The sequence below is a fragment of the Paenibacillus silagei genome, from assembly GCF_017874735.1.
In the GTDB taxonomy this organism is placed as follows: Bacteria; Bacillota; Bacilli; order Paenibacillales; family Paenibacillaceae; genus Paenibacillus_AQ; species Paenibacillus_AQ silagei.
This window is the reverse complement of the sequence record NZ_JAGGLV010000017.1, coordinates 99,507-121,486: the sequence shown is the minus strand read 5'-3', so window position 1 is coordinate 121,486 and position 21,980 is coordinate 99,507. Positions and strand designations below refer to the sequence as shown.

Below are 21,980 nucleotides of genomic sequence, written 5' to 3'. Positions count from 1 at the left end.
CCAGAGTATAAGCCCAAAATGTTACTCCCCTCATGTATATGCTTCAATCAGGCAGGCATGACAACTTTGCCGCTTCAATTGCGGACAGCGCCTATGCCAGGGGAGGAAGGGCCGTACGTGCATCAGGAATAGAGTAGTGCTGCGGAAGCTTGACACGCATCGTTACGGCAAGCGGATTCCCCGGATCACCCTCGTTAAGCACATCTGCCGGATGAAAAGCTGCCGGCAGCGCACCCGCGCCCGGTTCTTCCCCAAACCGGAGGTGATCCGGAATTCCCGGCCGGCCCGCCCGCAGATTGACCGCTCTCTGGTATACATGCAGCGTACCCGCAGCCATGACATCCAGCGAACGGGTCTGCTCTGCCCAGCGCTTAGCCTGGAGGCCGGTGCGTCTTCTCAGTCCCTCATCCCCCAGCAGCTGCTCCATCTGCAGGGCGAGCTGAGCGGCATCTCCGGGAGGAACAATCCAGCCCGTCTCTCCCTGCCGGACCATCTCCGGCATGCCTGCGGTTCCGGCGACAATCGGCGCGATCCCGGCAAGCTGCGCTTCTGTAACCGAGAAAGGCTGCGTATCCTGGAGTGAGGGCTGCACATAGATGTCGGCAGCCCGGAGTGCAGCCGGAATATTGTTCAATTTCCCGGTGAAATGGACCTTCCCGGCGATACCTAGCAGGCGGGCCTGCTCCATGAGCTCCTCCAGGAGGCTGCCGATTCCGGCCACCGCACAGATCCACCGCTGACAGCGCTGCTCCAGAATGCCTAGCGCCTCTATCAGCACATGGACGCCTTTGATATATTCAAGACGTCCGGCATACATGATTACAGGGATTCCTTCTGCAAATTGAAGCGGCGGCGTCTCTGCGGCCCGGGCTGCATACTGACGCAGGTCCAGCCCGTACGGCAAGGTATGAATACGGTCCGGGCTGACCCCCAGGCTCTGCGTAAGCTGTCCGATCCACTCCGAAGAGACCAGAATCTGGTCAGCCGCCTGGGCACCCAGTGTCTCAAGCCTGCGGAAGTAGCTCCAGATCGGCCGCTGCTCATAGGCCTCCCGGGTCAGTCCGGGCTCAAGTCCCTTGTACTCATAGTAGGTCTCCTTGGTCAATGCCCCATGAACACTTGCGACCAGCGGAACAGGACGGCGCATGATCCGCCGCAGTGCATATGTGGCTATAGGGTCCTGGGCATGAATGACATCATATTCCTCCAGTCCCAGCACAGCGGCGCCGCCCTCGAATACGTAACGCCCCAGCTCAAAGCTGAAGATGCCATGCTCCAGATGCAGCGAGGGGAACCGGCCGATATCAAGCTGGGGCAGCAGCAGCGAATAGAAGGCTTTTTTATCAAAAGACTCCGTCCGGTTGAGCAAATACAATGTATTGTTCTCCACATGGCTGCCCATCAGTGTAACGGAATGGCCCTGCTCGCCCAGCTTGTCGGCCAGCTGCTTCATATACGTCCAAATTCCGCCCATATTGGTGAGGCCCCAGTAGGTGACCAGCAATATCTTCATGCATTCCTCTCCCCGGCTATAGATGTATTTAGGTGCAGGAGCAGTCTGCTCCACCCTAATCAGAATAGTATATGTAGGCTGCGGGCAGGCGGAAAGGGATATATGATCATTCTCTGCAAATTTCAAAAATATCTTTTAATCAAGAATCATCTTTTCGGGTATAATCGGTATAAATCCTGAAAGGAAATTTCCGACATGTCAAAAGCGAGGGTATTTGACCTTTTTCTATTTGTCGCATCCCTGGCTATAGCCTTCATTCCCGCGCATGCTGTAGTCCTGGACGTTACCTATATAAAAGCACTGCTGCTATACACTATCTTCTCCAGCATCTACTTCCAATTGCGGATAGTAACCCGGAGCGGGAATTCTACGATCGATTATGCCATCAGCTATACCTCCTCCTTCGGGATTTTTGCCGGTCCGCTCGGCACGCTCCTGTTCGAGACTGTATACCGGTTCATCGTATATTTCTATAAAAAGAAAACAAAAACCGCCGATCCCGGAGAGTTCCTGGATACCTTCTACAATATCGGTTCGTTCACACTGGGCGGCTCTGCTGCATACTATCTGTACACGGCACTCTCTCCCTTGGCGGACAAGCTTCCGCTCGGATACTGGCTGCTGTTCCTGCTTGTGGTCTGCGTTACCACCCTGCTGTCCTCCACCTTCCTGGTGCTGACCTTTGCCTTGTCGGGAGATATCAAGACACGCCGGGAAGCGAGGAACCTACTGTTCCGAAGCCGGAATCTGCTGGATTTCAGCAAGGTGGCTCTTAGTAATGCTCTGCTGCTGCGGCTGCTGCAAATGGAGAAATGGGAGATGCTGATCGCCCTGTTCCTGCTCAACTATGTAGTCAGTATCTCGTTCTATTCGAAGTCGCAGAGTGCCCAGCACAAGTATGAACGCGACAAATTCGAGCAGATGGCTTACCGCGACTTCCTGACCGGAACCTATAACCGGGCGCATATGGACAAGATGATGAAGGAGCTGAACCAGGGCGGGGAGTACATCGGGATTGTAGTGGCGGATATCGACCGGTTCAAAAAAATCAATGACAGCTACAACCACGCCGTTGGTGACCGGGTCATTGTTCATTTTGCCAAGACGCTGCAGAAGCATCTGCAGGAGCAGGATATTCTGTTCCGCAGCGGCGGGGAAGAGTTCACGCTCTTCCTAAGGGACAAGACCTTCGAGGAGTGCAGGACGCAGATTCAGGAGATTCTGGACAGCCTTCACGGTCACACCGTAAGTGCAGAATTCGAGGAGCAGATCATCCGCGTGCCCTATTCGGCATCCTTCGGACTCTTTTACTATAAGGCAGACCCGGATCAGAAGACCTCTATGGAAAAAGGGTACGTCTACGCCGACCAGCTCCTGCTGGAGTCCAAGAAGCTTGGCCGCAACCGTCTGTCTTACCGGAATGATGTGCAGCCGTAAGCACATGTTCCCGCGCAGGGGGACGGCGTGTGAGGGACGGGCAGAACCCGCCAAATGTATGCTGTTTTTGGCATACATTTGATCCGTGCGCCTGCGCGGGAGCACAATGTATGCTGTTTTTGGCATACATTCGGCCCGTGCGCCTGCGCGGGAGCACAATGTATGCTGTTTTTGGCATACATTCGGTCCGTGCGCCTGCGCGGGAGCACAATGTATGCTGTTTTTGGCATACATTCGGTCCGTGCGCCTGCGCGGGAGCACATTGTATGCTGTTTTTGGCATACATTCGGTCCGTGCGCCTGCGCGGGAGCACAATGTATGCTGTTTTTGGCATACATTCGGTCCGGGCGCCTGCGCGGCAGCACAATGTATGCTGTTTTTGGCATACATTTGGTCCGTGCGCCTGCGAGGGAGCACATTGTATGCTGTTTTTGGCATACATTCCAGCTTCCCGGCGGAGCAGAAACGACTCCTCATAATAATGTCCCTAATAAGAACAAGAGCCGTCCTCCGTCAAGCGGATGGGCGGCCCTTAGTGTTCCTATTTTCGAATGCCGGCGGCTACAGTTCAGCAGCCTTAAAGGTATCTCCACCGGCAATCGTGCCGGAGTTAAAGCCCTTATAGAACCAGCGCTTGCGCTGTTCGGACGTTCCGTGTGTGAAGCTGTCGGGCACCACATACCCTTGCGCCCGCTTCTGGATCGTATCATCACCCACCGCGCTCGCAGCAGTTAGCGCCTCTTCGAGATCTCCTTCCTCCAGCAGATTCTGGCCCTGAACATGATGCGCCCATACCCCGGCATAATAATCGGCCTGCAGCTCAAAGCGGACCTGAACCTTGTTGAATTCAGTCTCGCTGAGACGCTGGCGCTCTGAATTCAGCTGCTCGGAAGCGCCCAGCAGCGTCTGCACATGATGACCCACCTCGTGGGCAATCACATACGCCATGGCGAAGTCGCCCGGCGCCTTGAACTGCTGCTGCAGCTCATCGTAGAAGCTGAGATCGATATACAGCTTGGCATCCCCCGGGCAATAGAACGGGCCGACGGCCGAGCTCGCGGTTCCGCAGGCAGAATTCACGCTGCCGCTGTAGAGCACTAGCGTCGGGTCCTGATAAGTCATCCCCTGCTCCTTGAAGATATCGGACCAGACATCCTCGGTATCGGCCAGCACCACGGATACGAACTCGGATAACTCCTTCTCCTGGGCGCTTTGTTCATAAGGGACGCTTGAGTTTGTGCCCGAACCGGTTGAGGTCAGATTCCCCATAATATCGCCGATGTTCCCGCCGCTCAGCAGCGTAACAATTACTATAATCACGATCCCGCTGATTCCGCCGCCAATCAGCTTGCCCCCGCCGCCGCCGCCGCGGCCTCTGCGGTCTTCCACATTAGAACTGCCTCTTCTACCCTGCCATTTCATGGCCTTCCCCCCAGTTATGAATACTCGCGCATGCTGATGTATTTGTACTTATTACTGTTATACCCATAATTGCAGGGGTGCCACTCTCTTTAACAGTGAAGCCAGTCTGTCGACAAATGGAAACAGCATAGCAAAACCCCTCCACAGCCGCAGCCATGAAGGGGTTAACATCGTTTAAATGATGGAACAGCTGTTTATTTTGCAGCTTTGGCCGCACTTAGAATGGCCTTCAGGTAACCTTGAGTATCCACCAGAGTAGCACCGCTTACAGCGTCAACAACTTGCTCTTTGCTTTTGTTAGTCAGTGTAGCTTCAAGGGATTTTATAGTTTTGCCTGTTGCGAATTTCTCGATAGCCGCCAGGTTCTTGTCATAGGCTACTGTCGATTTGGCTTCTTCCGTCATGTGCTCACTGTAGTATTTGGCGTTGGTCTTCTTGGAGGCCAGCACCATATTAGGGTCTTTGTAATTCTTGCCAAAATCCTTGTCCGAGTTCGGTACACCAGTAGCTACATCGCTGCCCAGGAACTGATAATCATCCAGCGAAGCCGCAACGATTACGCCATTCTGGACTACAGCAACCGCTACGGTGAAGCATTTGGTGCCATGGGCAGCCGCTTCCACCCGGCCGACCTTAAGCGGTGCACTCGCTGCCGAAGTGACATTGTTCAGAGCGCCGCTGTTCCCTACCCCGACAAGTGCCAATGAGATGCCGGCCACGAGCATTAACTTAGTAACTTTTTTCACAAATATTCCCCCAGTTCATCAAATAGACTGCGCTTACATAATATTTTTATCAATATATTGGAAGCCCGTCAGTTACAAATGTTACTGGAAATCTGCAAATATCTGGATTGTAAATGCGCAGAGGGAAATTAAAGGGGATATTTGGAGACCAAGCTGCCAAAATAACAGTCAGCCTCCATAGATTAGCTGCACTTCTCTTTAACCGTCACCTTGTCATTCGTGATTATGACCTTGGAATATCCGGATAAAGTTTCGGTGTAGGAGCATACTCCGATGGTTTTGGGAACGTCCGGTTCTCTCGGGTCCGAATACTTCAGATAAACTCCGCCTTCACCGCTTAAGCTAAGCCGGGGCTTAATTTTTACTGTTTTTCCGCTTTTGAGTATCTTGCCAACTTCGTCTACTGACGCCTCCGCTGATGCGCCGGTTACCACTCCCGTCTCCAGAATACTCAGCTCAAAGTCCGATTGATTGTCTACCGTCACCCGGAAGCTCTGAAGCTGGGCAACCAGACCCAGTACACCGTAGTTGTTGTTCAGTTGCACAACCACCATTATTCCGGCGGCAATCACCAGGGTCGAGACGGCTAAGATTCCTAACACTCTACGATTCCATCTTAATCTCACAGCCAGTCATCTCCTCATATTAGTAAGACGGGCTTGAGCGCGGAAATGTATCAGAGGACACGTGGGCTAACTGGTGGCTACAATGAAATAAGTGGAAAAAGGGCAACTGTTCACCAGTAAATCTACGAATATCCGGCAACAGTTGGAACAACAACACTTATATAACCTGAAAATAAACATATAGGACATATCGAGAAAATTAGATGCCCTAAATCCACTTAACGTTCCCTGGAGAGTAATAGTGCGTAAATTAAATAACATAAATCCACTTCTTGTTCGATGTTTCGGCTGGGGAGGTCGCACTGAACAACAACTAAAAAGCCGGGCCGCAATCCTCCAGATATCAGAGAAACGCGGCCCGGCTGGGCATGGCATCTATGGAGTTACTTAACTTCACGGAGCCGATTAGGTAATGGCCTACTCCTGATCTACGCCGCCGATTTGCTCGCGCAGGCGGCGCAGATCCTCCGGCCAGGGATCAGATACCTCGATCTTACTTCGGGTCCAGGGGTGGGCGAAAATCAGCTTCTCGCCATGCAGTGCCTGGCGGTCGGAACTCTCCTGCTTCGCCTTGACTCCCGGCTTCAAAGGAGGAGCTGGCGGCTGCTTGCCTTGGACTTGCAAGCCAGGGGAAAGGCCTGCCTTCTCCTGCTCTTCGAACCAGGCCGTAATGGCAGATTTCACCTGACCAGGCTCCGAACGAAGGGGCTGCTTCTCCTTAAGACTGTGGCCGGAAGGAATACCCGCAGTATGCCAGGCCGATCCTCCATAGAGGTCGTCCCCGAAGAGCGGATGCCCCGCATGGCTGAGGTGGACACGAATCTGATGCGTCCGGCCCGTCTCCAGCTGCAGCTTCACTACGGTTCCGCCGGGCAGGGCTTCGCGTCCCACAATCCGTGTTACCGCCTCCTGCCCTCCCGGGGATACCCGCCTGCGCGCCGCATGATGGCGGTCACGGCCGATCGGGGCATCGATCACCGTAAGCTCCGGCGGCACTATGCCTTCAACAATCGCGGCATACAGGCGGGATACGTTCTTCTCACGCATATCCTCATCCAGCACAAGCTGGGCGTATTCGTTCTTCGCATACAGCACAGGTCCGGTAGTATCCTTGTCCAGCCGGTGGATATGGCGGACGGCAATCCCTCCGCCGGAGGCCGCATAATGCGCGGCTACGAGATGATCCAGCGTCACTTCCGTGCTGCTTCCGTCCGGATGAACCGCCAGACCCGCAGGCTTGTGGACCACAAGGCAGAAGTCGTCCTCGAACAGCACCTCAGCCGTAGCCTCCTGCCATACCGGCTCTATTCCGGCTTCCCGGTGAGGGAATAGGGCCAGCCGCAGCCGGTCGCCCCGCCACTGGATGCCGTTCTCGCGGCGCAGCCGGGCGTGCAGCTTCCCTGGCATCCCGGCTACGCTCAGCAGCCAGGCATCGATGGCGGCCTGCTTGTCGGCAGCCGCTGTAATGACCCGGCCAGGCATGGCTTCCAGCCATTCGCCGCGCCGGGTCCACTTGCCGCCGCCCGCGAAGGAGCCGCTGGCGCCATCACTTCCGTCTTGGGTCTCGCCGCCGCCATGCTGGCCGGACAGCTCCTCCGGTCCAGCCGTCATAGCGATTTCAGAGCCTGATAATGGCCCGCAATCGTATCGTCAATATCCTGCTCGCTGTGCGCAGCAGATACGAACATTCCCTCGAACTGGGACGGCGGAACGCTGATGCCCTGATCCAGCATTTTACCGAAATAACGCTTGAACAACTCCAGGTTACTGGTCTTGGCCGTCTCGAAGTTAATGACCGGCTCCTCCGTGAAGAACGGACATACCATCGAGCCCACGCGGTTAATCGTCAGCGGAACTCCCGTCTCCTGCGCATTGCGCTTAAGTCCGGCTTCCAGTCTCGCGCCAAGCGACTCCAGACGGGTGTAGACCTCAGGGGTCAGCAGCGCAAGCGTGCTGTAGCCCGCCGCCATCGCCAGCGGATTCCCGCTGAGTGTGCCCGCCTGATAGATCGGGCCGGACGGGGCGATCTGCTCCATAATCTCTCTTTTGCCGCCGTAAGCCCCTACAGGCAGACCGCCACCGATCACCTTGCCGAAGCAGGTCAGATCCGGGTCCATCCCGAACAGCCCCTGCGCACATCCCCGGTCCACACGGAAGCCGGTCATCACCTCGTCAAAAATCAGCAAAGCCCCGTACCCTGTAGTCACCTTGCGGAGACCTTCCAGGAATCCCGGAAGCGGAGGCACAACGCCCATATTTCCGGCGATCGGCTCAACGATGATAGCGGCAATCTCGTTGCCGTAGCGCTCAAACGCGATTTTGACCCCGTCCAGGTCATTATAAGGTACCGTGATCGTATTCATGGCCACACCTTCCGGCACGCCCGGACTATCCGGCAGCCCCAAGGTCGCCACCCCGGAACCGGCCTTAATCAGCAGGCTGTCGGCATGGCCGTGATAGGAGCCTTCGAATTTGAGGATTTTGCTGCGTCCGGTATAGCCGCGGGCCAGTCTGATCGCGCTCATGGTCGCTTCCGTTCCCGAATTCACCATGCGGACAATGTCCACCGAGGCTACGCGTTCTACCACGGTTTTGGCCATAGCGGTCTCAAGCAGGGTCGGCGCGCCGAAGCTTGTCCCTCTGGCCGCAGTCTCCTGCAGCGCCTTCACCACCTCAGGATGGGCATGTCCCATAATCAGCGGTCCCCACGAGCAGACGTAGTCAATGAAGCTGTTGCCGTCAATATCGTAGATCCGTGAGCCTTCGCCCCTCTCGACATAGACCGGGGTCAATCCTACGGATTTGAATGCCCGGACCGGGCTGTTCACCCCGCCGGGAATATATTGTTTTGCCTCTTCAAAAGCCATGCGGGAAGCCTCTTCCCGGCGGTTCAATGGCATATTGCCCATGCTTGTTCCCTCCTGATCCTAGCCGCGCAGCCAGCGGGCTGCGTCCTTGGCGAAATAGGTAATAATTATATCTGCTCCGGCGCGCTTCATGCCGGTCAACATCTCCAGCACAACCGCCTGCTCATCGATCCAACCCTGCTGCGCAGCCGCCTTGACCATCGAGTACTCACCGCTGACGTTGTAGGCTACAAGCGGCAGATCGAATTGGTCGCGGATGGTGCGGATTACATCCAGATAAGCCAGCGCAGGCTTCACCATCAGCATGTCCGCACCTTCCAGTACATCGGAATCCGCTTCGCGAACGGCTTCCCGCAGGTTGGCCGGGTCCATCTGATACGTCTTGCGGTTGCCGAACTGGGGAGCGGAATCCGCTGCTTCGCGGAACGGACCGTAGAAGGCGGAGGCGTATTTTACCGAATAGGACATAATCGGCACCTGCTCGAAGCCATTCGCATCGAGTCCGGCACGGATCGCCTGCACGAATCCGTCCATCATGTTGGACGGCGCGATAATATCCGCCCCTGCCCGGGCCTGCGAGACCGCCGTGCGGGTCAGCAGCTCAAGCGAAGCATCGTTGATTACATCCCCGTGCACCACACCGTCCACCGTATGGGTATGCACCATGCCGCAGTGGCCATGGTCGGTGAATTCACACAGGCAGGTATCGGCGACGACCAGCAGGTCGGGATACCATTTTTTGATCAGACGCGTGGCTTCCTGCACAATACCATCGTCTGCGAAGCCGGACGAGCCAACCGCATCCTTCGTCTCGGGAATACCGAACAGCAGGACCGCCGGAATGCCGAGGGAAGCAATCTCATCCACCTCCGCCTTCAGCGTATCCAGCGAGAAATGATAGACGCCGGGCATGGAGCTGATTTCATTCTTTACACCTGTTCCATAGGTTACAAAAATCGGCTGGATGAAATCCAGCACATTCAGAACGGTCTCGCGCACCATGCCGCGAATACCGGCCGACCCGCGCAAACGGCGGTGTCTGGTTATTGGAAAGCTCATTTGTTGTATCCTCCTGTTCAGTAAGTATATAATCACATCTATTCGTCTTAAGCAGTATTGAGATGTTAAAGTTATCGCTGCCAGTAGGCCAGACCCGATTGCAATGCTCAAAGACAATGCTGACAGATCCGGCAGGAACAGGCTATCTCAGCCTCGTCGATTCATTCCAGCGGCATAGCTCCTGCACCAGTCCTTCGATGGTGGCTTCTTCCGGGAGCAGTCCCGGAGTGAGGCCCGCTTCGACTGCGGTCTGCTCGGTAACCGGGCCGATGCAGGCAATCTTGACACCCGCCAGCAGAGTAAGCGGATCTTCCAGGCCCATCCGCTTGAGTATGCCGAGGAAATTGCGCACCGTGGACGAGCTGGTGAAGGTTACCGCATGGATGCGCTTCTCCTCCAGCAGCTTCACCAGCTCAATATCATCCTCCCCGGTGACAATCGTCTCATACGTATCCACCTCGGTCACTTCCAGCCCCAGCTCCCTCAGCTTCGCCGGCAGCCACTCACGCGCCAGGTCGCCGCGCGGCAGCAGCACCTTCTGCCCGGACTTAAGCTCGGGGCCGAAGGCTTCGATCAGCCCTTCCGCCTGAAAGCGTCCGGGCAGCTCCTCGGCGATCAGCCCGCGCTCTGCGAGCGCCGCAGCCGTCCCCGGTCCCACAGCGCACAGCCGCGCTTCGTGCAGGCTGCGGATATCCAGCTTCTGCTGCGTCAGATGACGCATGAAGAAGTCTACGCCGTTCGGACTGGTGAAGAACACCCAGTCGTACGCCGCAAGCCCGCCAAGAGCCGCAGCGATCTCCGCCTGCTTGCCCGCATCCCGCTGCATCACCGTCTCAATGACCGGGAACTCATACGGCTCGCCGCCCAGCTCCTCGATCCGGTCTACCAGCTCACTTGCCTGTGCGCGCGCCCGCGTCACTACAATCCGCTTGCCGAACAGCGGCAGCGCCTCCACCCACATCAGGTGCTCCCGCTGGAGCACAACATCACCGACCACAATAACCGCCGGCGGCTGAAAATCCGCTGCCGTAACCTTCGCCTCAATATCGGCCAGCGTGCCGGTCAGCGTCTCCTGATCCGCACGGGTCCCCCAGCGCACCAGCGCCACCGGGGTTTCCGGCGGACGGCCATGCTTCATCAGCTGGGCGCTGATGTAGCCGATTTTGGCGACACCCATCAGGAATACCAGCGTGCCTGTCGCATTCGTTACTTTATCCCATTGAATGGAATGATCCAGCTTATCCGGGCTCTCATGGCCGGTAATAATCGACAGGGAAGACGATGCCTCCCGGTGGGTCACCGGAATACCGGCATACGCCGGGACGCTGATGGCCGAGGTAATGCCCGGCACAATCTCATAGTAGATGCCATTCCTGCGCAGCAGCTCCGCTTCTTCACCCACCCGGCCAAAAATCACGGGGTCCCCGCCCTTCAGACGCACCACCGTTTTGCCCTCCAATGCGAGATCTACCAGCAGCTGATTAATATCCTCCTGCTTCATCGTATGGCGGTCCGAAAGCTTGCCTACGTATATTTTCTCACCGCCGGGCTTCATCCATTTCAGCAGCCTTGGACTGGCCAGCCTGTCATAGACCAGCACATCGGCCTTCCGGATACACTCCAGCCCCTTGACTGTAATCAGCTTCGCATCCCCCGGACCTGCACCTACCAGATATACCTTCCCCGCCATCTCCGTCATCCCCTTATCCCTCTACACATGCGATTCTGGCTTGCATAAGCTTCTCCCCAACGCACACTATTCCCTGTCTACCCTTACCCCTTATTCCCTTACATCCGCCAAAATCTTCTCCGCACCTCTGGCCACCAGCTTACGCGCGACCTCCGAACCCAGCTCCACCGGATCATTGCCGGTGCAGGTCTCCTTCAGAATGACTGTGCCGTCCGGTGTTCCGACCATTCCGGTTAACGTTATGGACGGACCCGCAGCTTCGCCTTCCGGCTCAAGGATCGCGTAAGCGCCGATCGGCACCTGACAGCCGCCGTTCAGGGCGCCCAGGAAGGTCCGCTCCGCTGTCACCGTGAGTGCCGTGCGCTCATCATTATACAGCGCCAGCAGCTTGCGCAGTTCCTCATCGTCCTCACGGCACTCAATACCGAGTGCTCCTTGGCCTACAGCGGGCAGGCAGACCTCAGGCGGCAAATATGCCGTAATCCGGTCCTGCCAGCCCATCCGCGACAGCCCCGCTGCTGCCAGCAGAATTGCGTCATATTCGCCGCTCTCCAGCTTCTTCAGCCGCGAATCAATATTGCCGCGTACCGGCTCAATAAGCAGATCCGGCCGGAGTGCAGCCAGTTGGCTGGAGCGCCGCAGACTGCTTGTGCCAACGCGCGCGCCTTGCGGCAGACCCTCCAGGCCCACTCCGCTATTAGAGATCAGAACGTCGCGCGGATCTTCACGCTTCGGCACCGCACCATTCATCAAGCCTTCCGGCAATTCGGAGGGCATATCCTTCATGCTATGTACTGCCATATCAATATCCTTTGCCAGCATCGCCTGTTCAATTTCCTTGACGAACAGACCTTTGCCGCCCACTTTGGACAGGGTCACATCGAGAATCCGGTCACCCTTGGTCACAATCTTATGCACCTCAAAAGTAAAATCAAACCCATGCTCTCCGCTAAGCCGCTCCAGATCGGCAATCACATGCCCCGTCTGCGTTAAAGCCAGCGCACTTTGTCTGCTGCCCACGATAATCTTCCGCATGCCCACTCCCCCTGTTCAAGTCACCTCTACCCGCCATACTCCCATGCTTGCTGAATTCAGTCGATTTCCGCTAAAAATGAGGGGCAGTTCTGCCCTTCATTTGGCCGCTCCAGCCACTTTGGCTGAAATGAAGGGCACTTTTGCCCTTCATTTGGCCGTTCCAGCCACTTTGGCTGAAATGAGGGGCACTTTTGCCCTTCATTTGGCTGTTCCAGCCACTTTGGCTGAAATGAAGGGCACTTTTGCCCTTCTTTTGGTCGCTTCAGCCACTTTGGCTGAAATGAGGGGCACTTTTGCCCTTCATTTGGCCGTTCCAACTAATTTGGCTGAAATGAGGGGCACTTTTGCCCTTCATTTGGCCGTTCCAGTTACTTTGGCTGAAATGAGGGGCACTTTTGCCCTTCATTTGGCCGTTCCAGTTACTTTGGCTGAAATGAGGGGCACTTTTGCCCTTCATTTGGTCGCTCCAGCCACTTTGGCTGAAATGAGGGGCACTTTTGCCCTTCATTTGGCCGTTCCAGTTACTTTGGCTGAAATGAAGGGCACTTTTGCCCTTCATTTGGCCGTTCCAACTAATTTGGCTGAAATGAAGGGCACTTTTGCCCTTCATTTGGCCGTTCCAACTAATTTGGCTGAAATGAGGGGCACTTTTGCCCTTCATTTGGCCGTTCCAGTTACTTTGGCTGAAATGAGGGGCACTTTTGCCCTTCATTTGGCCGTTCCAGTTACTTTGGCTGAAATGAGGGGCACTTTTGCCCTTCATTTGGTCGCTCCAGCCACTTTGGCTGAAATGAGGGGCACTTTTGCCCTTCATTTATCGGTCTATGCTGCGTTGATCACCGCTAGATCTCCCGGTTACGCGCCACCCATGACTCGATCTCGTCCCGGGTCCATGGTATAAAGGTGCCCTGCCGAAGCTCATTCAACACATCCAGCTTCCCCAGCCGCCGCAAGAGCCGCGACCGGTTCTCTGCCGCTGGCTCCAACTGCTTAATCGCTGTCCGCAGCTCATGCAGGAAATCCAGATACGGCTCGTATTCCTCGCCGAGCAGCCCCGCAATCTGCTGCGTAATCTCCGCAGCCGCAGACGGTCCCGCCCCGGAGGTCGAGACCGCAACCGTCAAGCGCCCGCGGCGGAGCACGCCGGGCGTAATGAACGTGCCCGCCTCCGCATGGCTGGCAACATTAACGGGCAGCCCCAGCTGCCGGGCTTCCGCGGCAACGGCCTCATTCACCGCCCTGTTATCGCTGGCGGCATAGACCAGAACCGCTCCCTGGAGATCCCCGGGAGCATAGGGGCGGCTGATCCATTGCAGCCGCCCCTCATCAGCCATCGCAGCCAGCGTCCCGCTGAGCGAGGGGCTGATCACCACCAGCTCCGCGCCTGCTTCCAGCAGCGGACCCGCCTTACGTGCAGCCACCGCCCCGCCTCCAACGATCACCACGCGCCGGCCTTCCACATCCAGCATAATCGGCAGATACTTTTTCATCCCGCTCACTCCAGCTCTCCCCAGCGCTTCCAACTCGCTCTCATCCATCGTCCATCCCACTGGCAAGCTACTCTCCATCCCATTTACTCCAGCTCTCCCCAGCACTCCAACTCGCTCTCATCCATCGTCCATCCCACTGGCCAGCTACTCTCCATCCCGCTCACTCCAGCTCTCCCCAGCGCTTCCAACTCGCGCTCATCCATCGTCCATCCCACTTCATTCCCCGCCCCAGCCATGGAACTCCGACCAGGAATTCAGCAGGAAATTAAGAATAATGAAGCCGTACCCGGCAATCGCCCAGCGGGCCATGACTGTACCGCTTCGGCGGCCGGAGAACTTCAGCACAAGGTAGACGATGTAGACGCCCAGGCCCGTAAGTGTAGTCAGGACCTTCGTATCCTGAAAAAGCGGTATCCGTCCTTCCGCGACAATCGACAGTCCCGCCAGAATCAGCGAAGCCAGCAGCAGCGGAACTCCGGCCAGGATCGCCGTGTAGGAATATTTGTCCATCGTCTCCAGGCTGGGCAGCCTGCGGACGCGGTCATCCCACTTCTTATTCTTCAGCTTCGTATGCAGGAATAGATACATTATCGCAAATACCGTCCCCAGTGTCAGTGCGGCAAAGCTCAGATTCGCCAAAATGACATGCATCGCCAGCCACCCGTGCACCGCACTCCAGCTCTGCAGCGTATGATCCTCTGCCGTCAGCCATACCCGGTTCAGCAGAAATACGCTGAAGCCCGCCATGCTGAGCAGCAGCACCGTGAACTCACCGCCGCGTGTATACGTCACGGCAAACGAGGTAACCACCATGCTGAAGGAGAACCAGAACAGGAAATCATAAGGCGTGAAAATTGGCAATCCGCCCTCCTGGGAGAAGCGGATCGCAAGGCCGGTCAGCTGAAGCAGGCCTACGACAGCAAGAAGCCCTGTGCCCAGCCGCTTTCCGCCCGGATTGCGCCGAAGGCAATCCGAGAAAACAAACAGCAGGCTCAGGGCATATAGCAGCAGAGCGGCATCATATATTCCGTTCAGCAGTAGCATGTTGCTCACCCGCCCAGCAGACCGGCTGGGGTAAGCACCGCTCCCGGCCCCCGGATCTCTCCGCCGGAGGACCGTTCAGCAGAGCTGCGCTGATGGGGTTCAACACTTCCACCGGCCGGAGCTGCATCCAGCTGCTCCTGCAGAGCGAAGATTTGAGTGAAATACTCCAGTGCTTCATTGCCCTGCTTGCCGCCGGACATCTCCTTGATCACATTGATCGGATCATGCATCATCTGGTTGACAATGCTCTTGGTCAGCCGGCGGATCACCTTGCGCTGATGCTCATCCAGCTCAGGCAGCTTGTTGAACAGACTATCCATCGTTTCTTCATATATTCCGTTAGACTTGTCCTGCAGTGCACGGATCACTGGTCTGACGCCCAGCGTCTTCAGCCATTGCTGGAAATCCGCCATTTCGCCTTCAATCATAACCTCGATCTTGGCGGCTTCACTGCGGCGCATCTCCAGATTGCTCTCCACAATGCCTTCCAGATCATCGATATCATAGAGGAATACATCCGGCACACTGGCAGCAGCAGGGTCAATATCGCGCGGCACAGCAATGTCGATCATGAACAGCGGCCGTGAAGGGCGGCGCTTCATGCCCTCGGCTACCTGGGCAGCCGTCAGCACATAGCCGTCTGCACCCGTAGAGCTGATCACAATATCCACTTCATCCAGAGACTTCAGCGCCTCTTCAATCGTGCTGGGCTTACCCGAGAATTTCTCGGCGAGCTCGATAGCACGGGACAAGGTACGGTTGGCGACAATCACTTCCGCCGCGCCGCTGCTGTACAGATGCTTCACCGTCAGCTCGCTCATTTTGCCGGCGCCGAGAATGAGCACTCTTTTGCCGGTGAACATGCCGAAGATCCGCTTCCCCAGCTCCACTGCCGCATAGCTGACCGACACCGCGCTCTCGCCAATCGAGGTCTCACTATGCGCACGCTTGCCGAGCGTCACCGCCTGCTTGAACAGCCGGTTGAACCAGGTTCCGGTCACCCCTTCCGCCTGAGCCGTCAGGAAGGCACTGCGCACCTGACCCAGAATCTGCGTCTCGCCAATCACCATTGAATCCAGACCGCAGGTGACACGCATCAGATGGGCAATCGCCTGCTCGTCTTCATATATATACATATGTTGCGTAAATACATCGCTTCTTACTCCGAACCACTGCTCCATGAAGCTGCGGATGAAATATCCGCACATATGAAGGCGGTCCACGACCACATAAATTTCCGTCCGGTTACAGGTGGCGACAACGACCCCTTCCAGAACGCTCTTCGTCTGCAGCAGCTGATGAAGCGCAGCAGGCAGATCCTTCTCGGCAAAAGCGAACTGTTCCCTCACCTCTACGGGAGCCGTACGGTAATTCAGGCCAACGACGACAATATGCATCGCTTGTTCACCATCCTAATCTATATTCATTGGTGTAGGCTCTGTTACTGCTTAGCAGCAAATATTAGTATCAATTTCACAAGATCTCAAATCGCTGTGTTAAGTATATCACATCAAAATACGGCTTTTAACAAAACCTTTGAACTATTTATGAATTGCAGATAATAATTATTATAAACAAGTGCGAAAGTTATGGAATATAACATATTGATGAAATATTGACACACTTTATTGCGGATGATAGCATATAACAAATGATCTGAGTTAAGTTTTATAACATATGTAGCAAAAATAATCTGATTATCCGTATCCAAGTTAGCATCACGTCAGTTATATCTCTTCAAACCTCTCTTGTATAAGCCCGTTAATCCGGAATGGGCGTATCTACAGGCAACCGTAAATTGCCCCAGGCTACAAGAGGCCAGACCCCCTGCTGGATTAATCAGTGTGAGCTCACGGGCGAAACCGTGCTTTTCTCCGCTGATGTATCCTGCTTTGGACTGCGCCTCCTTTAGCCTGGGGTTTTTGACATCCATTATAATAGAAGGAGTGAGGGCAATGAGTCCATCCTACGCAAGCTTAAGTGAATCGATCCGTGAGGCCAAGAATGTGAGGATCTACAAGAACAAGGACACCGCCTATGACTTCAAGCTCTACCCCTTCGGAGAACGCGGTACGTACATTGCCCCCGAGCTGATCCGTGAAATCACTCACAATCTGGCGGATGCTGTAACGGAGCAGTTTCCCGATTTTGATTACATTGTCTCCCCTGAACCCGGCGGTCATACCTGGGGGATGCTGGCTGCCTATAAGCTGATGAAGCCGATGAATATTCTGCGGCTCAGCACGGAGCTGTATGAGAATTATGAGGTTAGTGTCAGACGCGAGACGGCGTATAATGAGAATTATATCTATTTTGACGGCTTCTCTGCCGGTGACCGCGTGCTGCTGCTGGATGATGTGATTAGTTCAGGTGCTACGATCCGCTGCATTGCTGCTCAGTTGTCCGTGATGGGCATAGAGCTCGTCGGTGTGCAGGCGATTCTGGCCAAAGGGGAGCATTACAAGCAGCTGGAAGCGGACATTGGAGTACCCGTCAGATTTTTGTCCCAGGTATGAGTTGTCAAAAAATAGCAGGGGAGTGACAAGCCATGGCTTTTTATTACGAGCAGCCTTCAAGAACCTTCAGTGAGTTCCTGCTGGTACCCAGCCTGACCACCAAAGATTGCATTCCCGCAAATGTGGATCTTAGCACACCGGTAACCAAATTCCGGCGAGGAGAGACCCCGGCACTGACCATGAACCTCCCCGTGACTTCGGCCGTAATGCAGGCGGTATCCGACCATAACATGGCGATTGCCCTGGCCAAAAGCGGCGGCATCTCCTTCATCTATGGCTCGCAGTCTATCGAGCAGCAGGTCGAGATGGTCCGCCGGGTCAAAAAATTCAAGGCCGGCTTCGTCCTCAGCGACTCCAATCTGCGGCCGGAGGATACCCTGCAGGATGTGCTGGCGCTCAAAGCACGCAGCGGCCACTCTACCATTGCCATTACGGACAACGGGGAACCGACTGGCAAGCTGATGGGGATTGTTACCAGCCGCGATTACCGCGAGAACCGGCTGCCTCCGGAATGCCCGATTACGGAGTTCATGACTCCGCTCGCTTCGCTGATCTTCGCGCGGGAAGGTATTACCCTGACCGAAGCGAACGACATGATCTGGGACCATAAGCTGAACTGCCTTCCGATTGTGAATGCCAGCGGCCATCTCGTCCATCTCGTCTTCCGCAAGGATTATGACAGCCACCAGGAGTATCCGCTGGAGCTGCATGACGGCAACAAGCAGCTGATTGTCGGCGCGGGTATCAACTCCAGGGATTACAAGGACCGTGTACCGGCGCTGGTCGAAGCCGGGGCAGATATCCTGTGCATCGATTCCTCTGACGGGTATTCGGAGTGGCAGGCGGAGACCATCCATTATATTAAGGAGACTTTCGGGGAGAGCGTGAAGGTCGGCGCGGGCAATGTTGTTGACAAGGAAGGCTTCCTGTACCTCGTAGAGGCAGGAGCAGATTTCATCAAAGTCGGCATCGGCGGCGGCTCCATCTGCATCACCCGGGAGCAAAAGGGCATCGGCCGGGGCCAGGCCTCCTCTGTCATCGAAGTGGCGGCGGCCCGCCAGGAATATTACGAGCAGACCGGCATCTATGTCCCCATCTGCTCGGACGGCGGGATTGTCCATGATTATCATATTGTGCTGGCGCTGGCGATGGGCGCTGACTTCGTAATGCTTGGGCGCTATTTTGCCAGATTCGATGAGAGCCCCGGACGTAAGCTGCTGGTCGGCGGGAACTTCGTGAAGGAATATTGGGGCGAAGGCTCCAGCCGGGCCCGCAACTGGCAGCGTTATGACTTCGGCAATGCCGATAAGGAGAGCAAGCTGGAGTTCGAGGAAGGCGTGGATTCTTTCATTCCCTATGCGGGACGGCTGAAGGATAACCTCGATCTCAGCATCAGCAAAATCAAGTCCACCATGTGCAATTGCGGCTCGCTGACCATCCCGGAACTACAGCAGAAGGCCAAGATTACCCTGGTCTCCTCGACAACGATCTTTGAAGGAGGCGCACATGATGTTATGCTTAAGGAAAAGGACAGATCATCCTCGTGATCACATCCTAATCCATAAGGAGCGTCAACCATGACCCAAATTACCAAAGTTCTGGTCAGCAAGGACCAACTTCAGCAGCGAGTACAGGAATTGGGCGCTGAAATATCGCGTGACTATGAAGGCAAGGAGCTGGTGCTTATCGGCATTCTTAAGGGCGGGGCCGTCTTCATGTCTGATCTGATGCGTGAGATCACCTTCCCGGTCGGCGTCGACTATATGTCGGTGTCCAGCTACGGGGCAAGCTCCACCTCCTCCGGCGTCATTACGATCAAGAAGGATATCGACATGGATATCCGCGGCAAGCATATCCTGCTGGTCGAGGATCTGATCGACACCGGCCTGACGCTTCAGCATCTGAAGGAGCTGTTCGCCCTGCGCGAGGCGGCAAGCGTGCGGATCTGCACTATCCTCAGCAAGCCTTCCCGCCGTCTCGTCGATGTTCCCATTGACTACAGCGGGATTGACATCCCGGACGAATTCGTCGTCGGCTATGGCCTGGATTACGCCGAGCAGTACCGCAATCTGCCGGAGGTCTGGATCATCAAGACTGGCGAATAGACTCTTGCGCACAATGACAACACCCGCAGCAGGAGATCATCTCTCCATTTCTGCGGGTGTTGTCTTGTTTCTTATTTATAGCTAGAAGCTGCGGCTGTCCTGAATATGAATATAATTAACGCCTTGCGCAGTCAGTTTAGAACCGCTCGTATTCGCGACGCGGACTGCCTTCTTGCCTTTCCCGCTAACAGAGAAGCTGATATTGCTCGCCAGCTTGTTCTCTGCAATCTGCTCCAGCGCGCTGTGGTAGCCTCCGATGGTCACGCCCTCCAGGTTCTCCAGCACCGGTTCCTTGCCCTCTTCAATCGTCTTGAGAATCTGATAAATTAACGACTTGCTTCCGTCCATCCCGTTCGCCTCCTGCTTATTGTTAGCGTTTACAATACCAGCTGTGCGTATACAAATATTTTCCAACTGTATATATATTCTCTAATTCGACAGTGTATGCTGATTACCTCTTCCCGCCAAGCTCATTCAGTAAAAAGTTTCATCCATATGATTTCCGTACAGGCTGGAAGCGCCAACAAGTCTAAATGCCCCCTCCGCCTTGGCATATGTGTAATTCACACCACCAGGTTCATCTGTAAAACGTACTTCTGCCTCATACTCGCCTGACTTGAAGCTGTAGATTCCACGAATTTCTTGAATATTTGTTGCCGGGTAGGACCTGGTATCTATCAAGTATTCTCTCACTTCACTTGCGATCTGGCTTCTTTTATAAGGTAACCCCGTTAGCGACAAATAGATTCCACCTGCAACTATAGCGAGCACTACGCCAGCAATGATTGTAGTCCGGTTCATAAGCCTCATGCGGATAACCTCCATTCAAAAAATAGGGTTTTAGCTCAGAGTGGGGATAACATATTTTTACATGTGCCAGTTCATTTTACCATACTGGGTGAATGCCAGCATATTGCATTCGATTTTTCGCATACATTCTTCTCTCCGGCCTGAACGCAAAAAAGCACCCCTCGAGGTGCTTCCTGCCACTGTCCATCCTTATGCATTCTGCCGGTATACCGGCGCGCCCAGCGGCGAGCTGCCTGCACCGCCGTCCACGGCGATATCTGCACCTTGGATATACGAAGAATCATCGGAGGCCAGGAACAAGGCGACCTTAGCGATCTCTTCGGGTACACCCGCGCGGCCCAGAGGAATCGACAGTGCCATGCCTGCCTCGACCTGCTTCCAGTTATCCATCGCCGACTCTCCCCAGATCGGAGTGCGCGTTACGCCAGGCGCGATGTTGTTGACGCGGATGCCCAGCGGAGACAGCTCGGAGGCCAGCACCTTCGTCATGCTGCTGACTGCTCCTTTGCTGGCGGCATAGGCGGAATTGCCGGGTCTTCCGGCCTTGGCTAACACGGAGCCGGTCAGAATGACGGAGGCTCCGGCCTTCAGATGAGGCAGTGCAGCCTGGACGGTGAAGAAGGTACCGGTCACATTGATCCGGAGCACTTCCTCGAAGGTGGCAAGCTCTGTGCTGCCCAGCGGTGTATAGCCCGCGATTCCTGCATTCGCATAGACCACATCCAGTCTGCCGAAGGCCTCTATTGCTGCATTCACAGCCTTCACCGCACTCTGCGGATCAGTCGCATCCGCCTGGACAGCAACTGCATGCTCCGCACCCAGCTCTTCTACCGCCGCATGCAGGGATACCGGATTACGGCCGGTTATGACCACTCTTGCGCCCTCTGCCACAAATAGCCTGGCACTAGCCAGCCCAATCCCGCTATTCCCCCCAGTAATCAATGCAACCTTCCCGTCAAGCTTCCCCATCGTTACCACTCCTCATCTGTTTTATTTGAGACCGTTCGTTCTACTATAGTCAAAAAAATAATCTGCCTCGTACCAGCATTTTAGCATATTCGAGAACGATCAGTAAAGTATTATTTTTACCGGACGTTCTCAAATAGCATCAGCCTTGCAAAAAGCAGAAAATATCCCCCAATCCACAGCAGTGCCCCTATCATGATGAAGATTCCTATGTACCCCGCCCAGCCTGGCGGCTTCCTTGTGTACTTCAACAGAAGAAGCGACGCAACAACCAAAACCGCAGAGGGGATGCCTAATATCTGCAGCAGCATTATATTTACGACATCCAGGATAAACCCTTGGCTGAACCCCGGGCTCGTCTGTAACAGAAAAAGGGCCAATCCTACGATATTCACCACTACAGCACTGATCCAGAGTATTCTAACGGGTCTAACCATACTTCACCCCCTATGCTATCCCATTACCCGCTAATCACAAGTATTACACCAAAGCAAACGTTATTCTCCACAATACCTGTCCTTCTGCTGCACCACAATAGAAACGATTTTCGCATACATTCAGGCCGGGTGCCTGCTTACGAGCACATCGTATGCTGTTTTTCGCATACATTCAGGCCGGGCCTGCTTGCGAGCACCGAATGTAATCGAAAAACCG

At 55.2% G+C, this 21,980-nt stretch carries 21 protein-coding genes, 1 pseudogene and 1 riboswitch; of the genes and pseudogenes, 4 read left to right on the top strand and 18 right to left on the bottom strand.

The genetic code is table 11. The features are described from left to right. Positions 1-91: 91 nt before the first annotated feature. Positions 92-1,513: a glycosyltransferase family 4 protein gene (locus J2Z70_RS22725; RefSeq protein ID WP_209876985.1), complete on the bottom strand. Its 1,422-nt coding sequence runs from the start codon at positions 1,511-1,513 to the stop codon at positions 92-94. 195 nt (positions 1,514-1,708) lie between these two features. Here J2Z70_RS22725 and J2Z70_RS22720 point away from each other — a divergent pair, with 195 nt between their 5' ends. Beyond that, entirely contained in the window at positions 1,709-2,950 is a 1,242-nt protein-coding gene (locus tag J2Z70_RS22720) for a GGDEF domain-containing protein (protein ID WP_209876983.1), read from the top strand. Between the two features lie 561 nt (positions 2,951-3,511). On the opposite strand, the gene ypfJ is transcribed toward J2Z70_RS22720, so the two are convergent. The 13 genes and pseudogenes from ypfJ to hemA form a co-directional block, all read right to left on the bottom strand. Then, the gene (gene ypfJ / locus J2Z70_RS22715) at positions 3,512-4,372 is read right to left on the bottom strand and encodes a KPN_02809 family neutral zinc metallopeptidase (protein ID WP_209876981.1); all 861 of its coding nucleotides are present in this window, start codon (positions 4,370-4,372) and stop codon (positions 3,512-3,514) included. 194 nt (positions 4,373-4,566) lie between these two features. Further along, entirely contained in the window at positions 4,567-5,118 is a 552-nt protein-coding gene (locus J2Z70_RS22710) for a hypothetical protein (RefSeq protein WP_209876979.1), read from the bottom strand. A 182-nt stretch (positions 5,119-5,300) separates the two neighbouring features. Further along, complete coding sequence (locus J2Z70_RS22705) at positions 5,301-5,720, bottom strand: hypothetical protein (protein ID WP_209876977.1); 420 nt, start codon at positions 5,718-5,720, stop codon at positions 5,301-5,303. Positions 5,721-6,500: 780 nt separating this feature from the next. Then, positions 6,501-7,226: pseudogene (locus J2Z70_RS22700) on the bottom strand (RluA family pseudouridine synthase); the annotation flags it as partial. 125 nt (positions 7,227-7,351) lie between these two features. Continuing rightward, positions 7,352-8,653 carry a glutamate-1-semialdehyde 2,1-aminomutase gene (hemL, locus tag J2Z70_RS22695; protein WP_209876975.1) on the bottom strand — a complete coding sequence of 434 codons (1,302 nt, stop codon included), beginning with the start codon at positions 8,651-8,653 and terminating at the stop codon, positions 7,352-7,354. An 18-nt stretch (positions 8,654-8,671) separates the two neighbouring features. Then, positions 8,672-9,670: a porphobilinogen synthase gene (gene hemB, locus J2Z70_RS22690; protein WP_036725935.1), complete on the bottom strand. Its 999-nt coding sequence runs from the start codon at positions 9,668-9,670 to the stop codon at positions 8,672-8,674. 142 nt (positions 9,671-9,812) lie between these two features. Next, a complete protein-coding gene (cobA, locus tag J2Z70_RS22685; RefSeq protein WP_209876972.1) occupies positions 9,813-11,360 on the bottom strand; it encodes a uroporphyrinogen-III C-methyltransferase in 1,548 nt (515 codons plus the stop codon). A 90-nt stretch (positions 11,361-11,450) separates the two neighbouring features. Next, the gene (hemC, locus tag J2Z70_RS22680) at positions 11,451-12,395 is read right to left on the bottom strand and encodes a hydroxymethylbilane synthase (protein WP_036725936.1); all 945 of its coding nucleotides are present in this window, start codon (positions 12,393-12,395) and stop codon (positions 11,451-11,453) included. A 262-nt stretch (positions 12,396-12,657) separates the two neighbouring features. Further along, positions 12,658-13,209: a hypothetical protein gene (locus J2Z70_RS22675; RefSeq protein WP_209876970.1), complete on the bottom strand. Its 552-nt coding sequence runs from the start codon at positions 13,207-13,209 to the stop codon at positions 12,658-12,660. A gap of 28 nt (positions 13,210-13,237) precedes the next feature. Next, on the bottom strand, positions 13,238-13,963 hold the full coding sequence (locus tag J2Z70_RS22670; RefSeq protein WP_245368452.1) for a precorrin-2 dehydrogenase/sirohydrochlorin ferrochelatase family protein: 726 nt from the start codon (positions 13,961-13,963) through the stop codon (positions 13,238-13,240). 5 nt (positions 13,964-13,968) lie between these two features. After that, positions 13,969-14,100 carry a hypothetical protein gene (locus J2Z70_RS33725; protein ID WP_281068255.1) on the bottom strand — a complete coding sequence of 44 codons (132 nt, stop codon included), beginning with the start codon at positions 14,098-14,100 and terminating at the stop codon, positions 13,969-13,971. A gap of 1 nt (position 14,101) precedes the next feature. Beyond that, entirely contained in the window at positions 14,102-14,929 is an 828-nt protein-coding gene (gene ccsA, locus J2Z70_RS22665) for a cytochrome c biogenesis protein CcsA (RefSeq protein WP_209877043.1), read from the bottom strand. 5 nt (positions 14,930-14,934) lie between these two features. Then, a complete protein-coding gene (gene hemA, locus J2Z70_RS22660; RefSeq protein WP_209876968.1) occupies positions 14,935-16,326 on the bottom strand; it encodes a glutamyl-tRNA reductase in 1,392 nt (463 codons plus the stop codon). A gap of 331 nt (positions 16,327-16,657) precedes the next feature. Beyond that, a riboswitch (purine riboswitch) is annotated at positions 16,658-16,760 on the top strand. A 124-nt stretch (positions 16,761-16,884) separates the two neighbouring features. Here hemA and J2Z70_RS22655 point away from each other — a divergent pair. Genes J2Z70_RS22655 through hpt form a run of 3 tightly spaced genes read left to right on the top strand, consistent with a single transcriptional unit; the run spans position 16,885 to position 19,550 of the window. Further along, complete coding sequence (locus tag J2Z70_RS22655; protein WP_209876966.1) at positions 16,885-17,445, top strand: phosphoribosyltransferase; 561 nt, start codon at positions 16,885-16,887, stop codon at positions 17,443-17,445. A gap of 32 nt (positions 17,446-17,477) precedes the next feature. After that, complete coding sequence (locus J2Z70_RS22650; RefSeq protein ID WP_209876964.1) at positions 17,478-18,992, top strand: IMP dehydrogenase; 1,515 nt, start codon at positions 17,478-17,480, stop codon at positions 18,990-18,992. Between the two features lie 30 nt (positions 18,993-19,022). Next, positions 19,023-19,550 carry a hypoxanthine phosphoribosyltransferase gene (gene hpt, locus J2Z70_RS22645; RefSeq protein ID WP_209876961.1) on the top strand — a complete coding sequence of 176 codons (528 nt, stop codon included), beginning with the start codon at positions 19,023-19,025 and terminating at the stop codon, positions 19,548-19,550. A gap of 81 nt (positions 19,551-19,631) precedes the next feature. On the opposite strand, the gene J2Z70_RS22640 is transcribed toward hpt, so the two are convergent. From J2Z70_RS22640 to J2Z70_RS22625, 4 genes are all read right to left on the bottom strand, one after another. After that, positions 19,632-19,898, bottom strand: a complete 267-nt coding sequence (locus tag J2Z70_RS22640) for a hypothetical protein (RefSeq protein ID WP_209876959.1) — start codon at positions 19,896-19,898, stop codon at positions 19,632-19,634. A gap of 126 nt (positions 19,899-20,024) precedes the next feature. Continuing rightward, positions 20,025-20,360, bottom strand: coding sequence for a DUF3139 domain-containing protein (locus J2Z70_RS22635; RefSeq protein ID WP_209876957.1), 336 nt, complete (start codon positions 20,358-20,360; stop codon positions 20,025-20,027). Between the two features lie 189 nt (positions 20,361-20,549). Further along, positions 20,550-21,329, bottom strand: a complete 780-nt coding sequence (locus J2Z70_RS22630; protein ID WP_209876955.1) for an SDR family NAD(P)-dependent oxidoreductase — start codon at positions 21,327-21,329, stop codon at positions 20,550-20,552. A gap of 116 nt (positions 21,330-21,445) precedes the next feature. After that, on the bottom strand, positions 21,446-21,763 hold the full coding sequence (locus tag J2Z70_RS22625) for a hypothetical protein (RefSeq protein ID WP_076079414.1): 318 nt from the start codon (positions 21,761-21,763) through the stop codon (positions 21,446-21,448). Positions 21,764-21,980 lie beyond the last annotated feature (217 nt).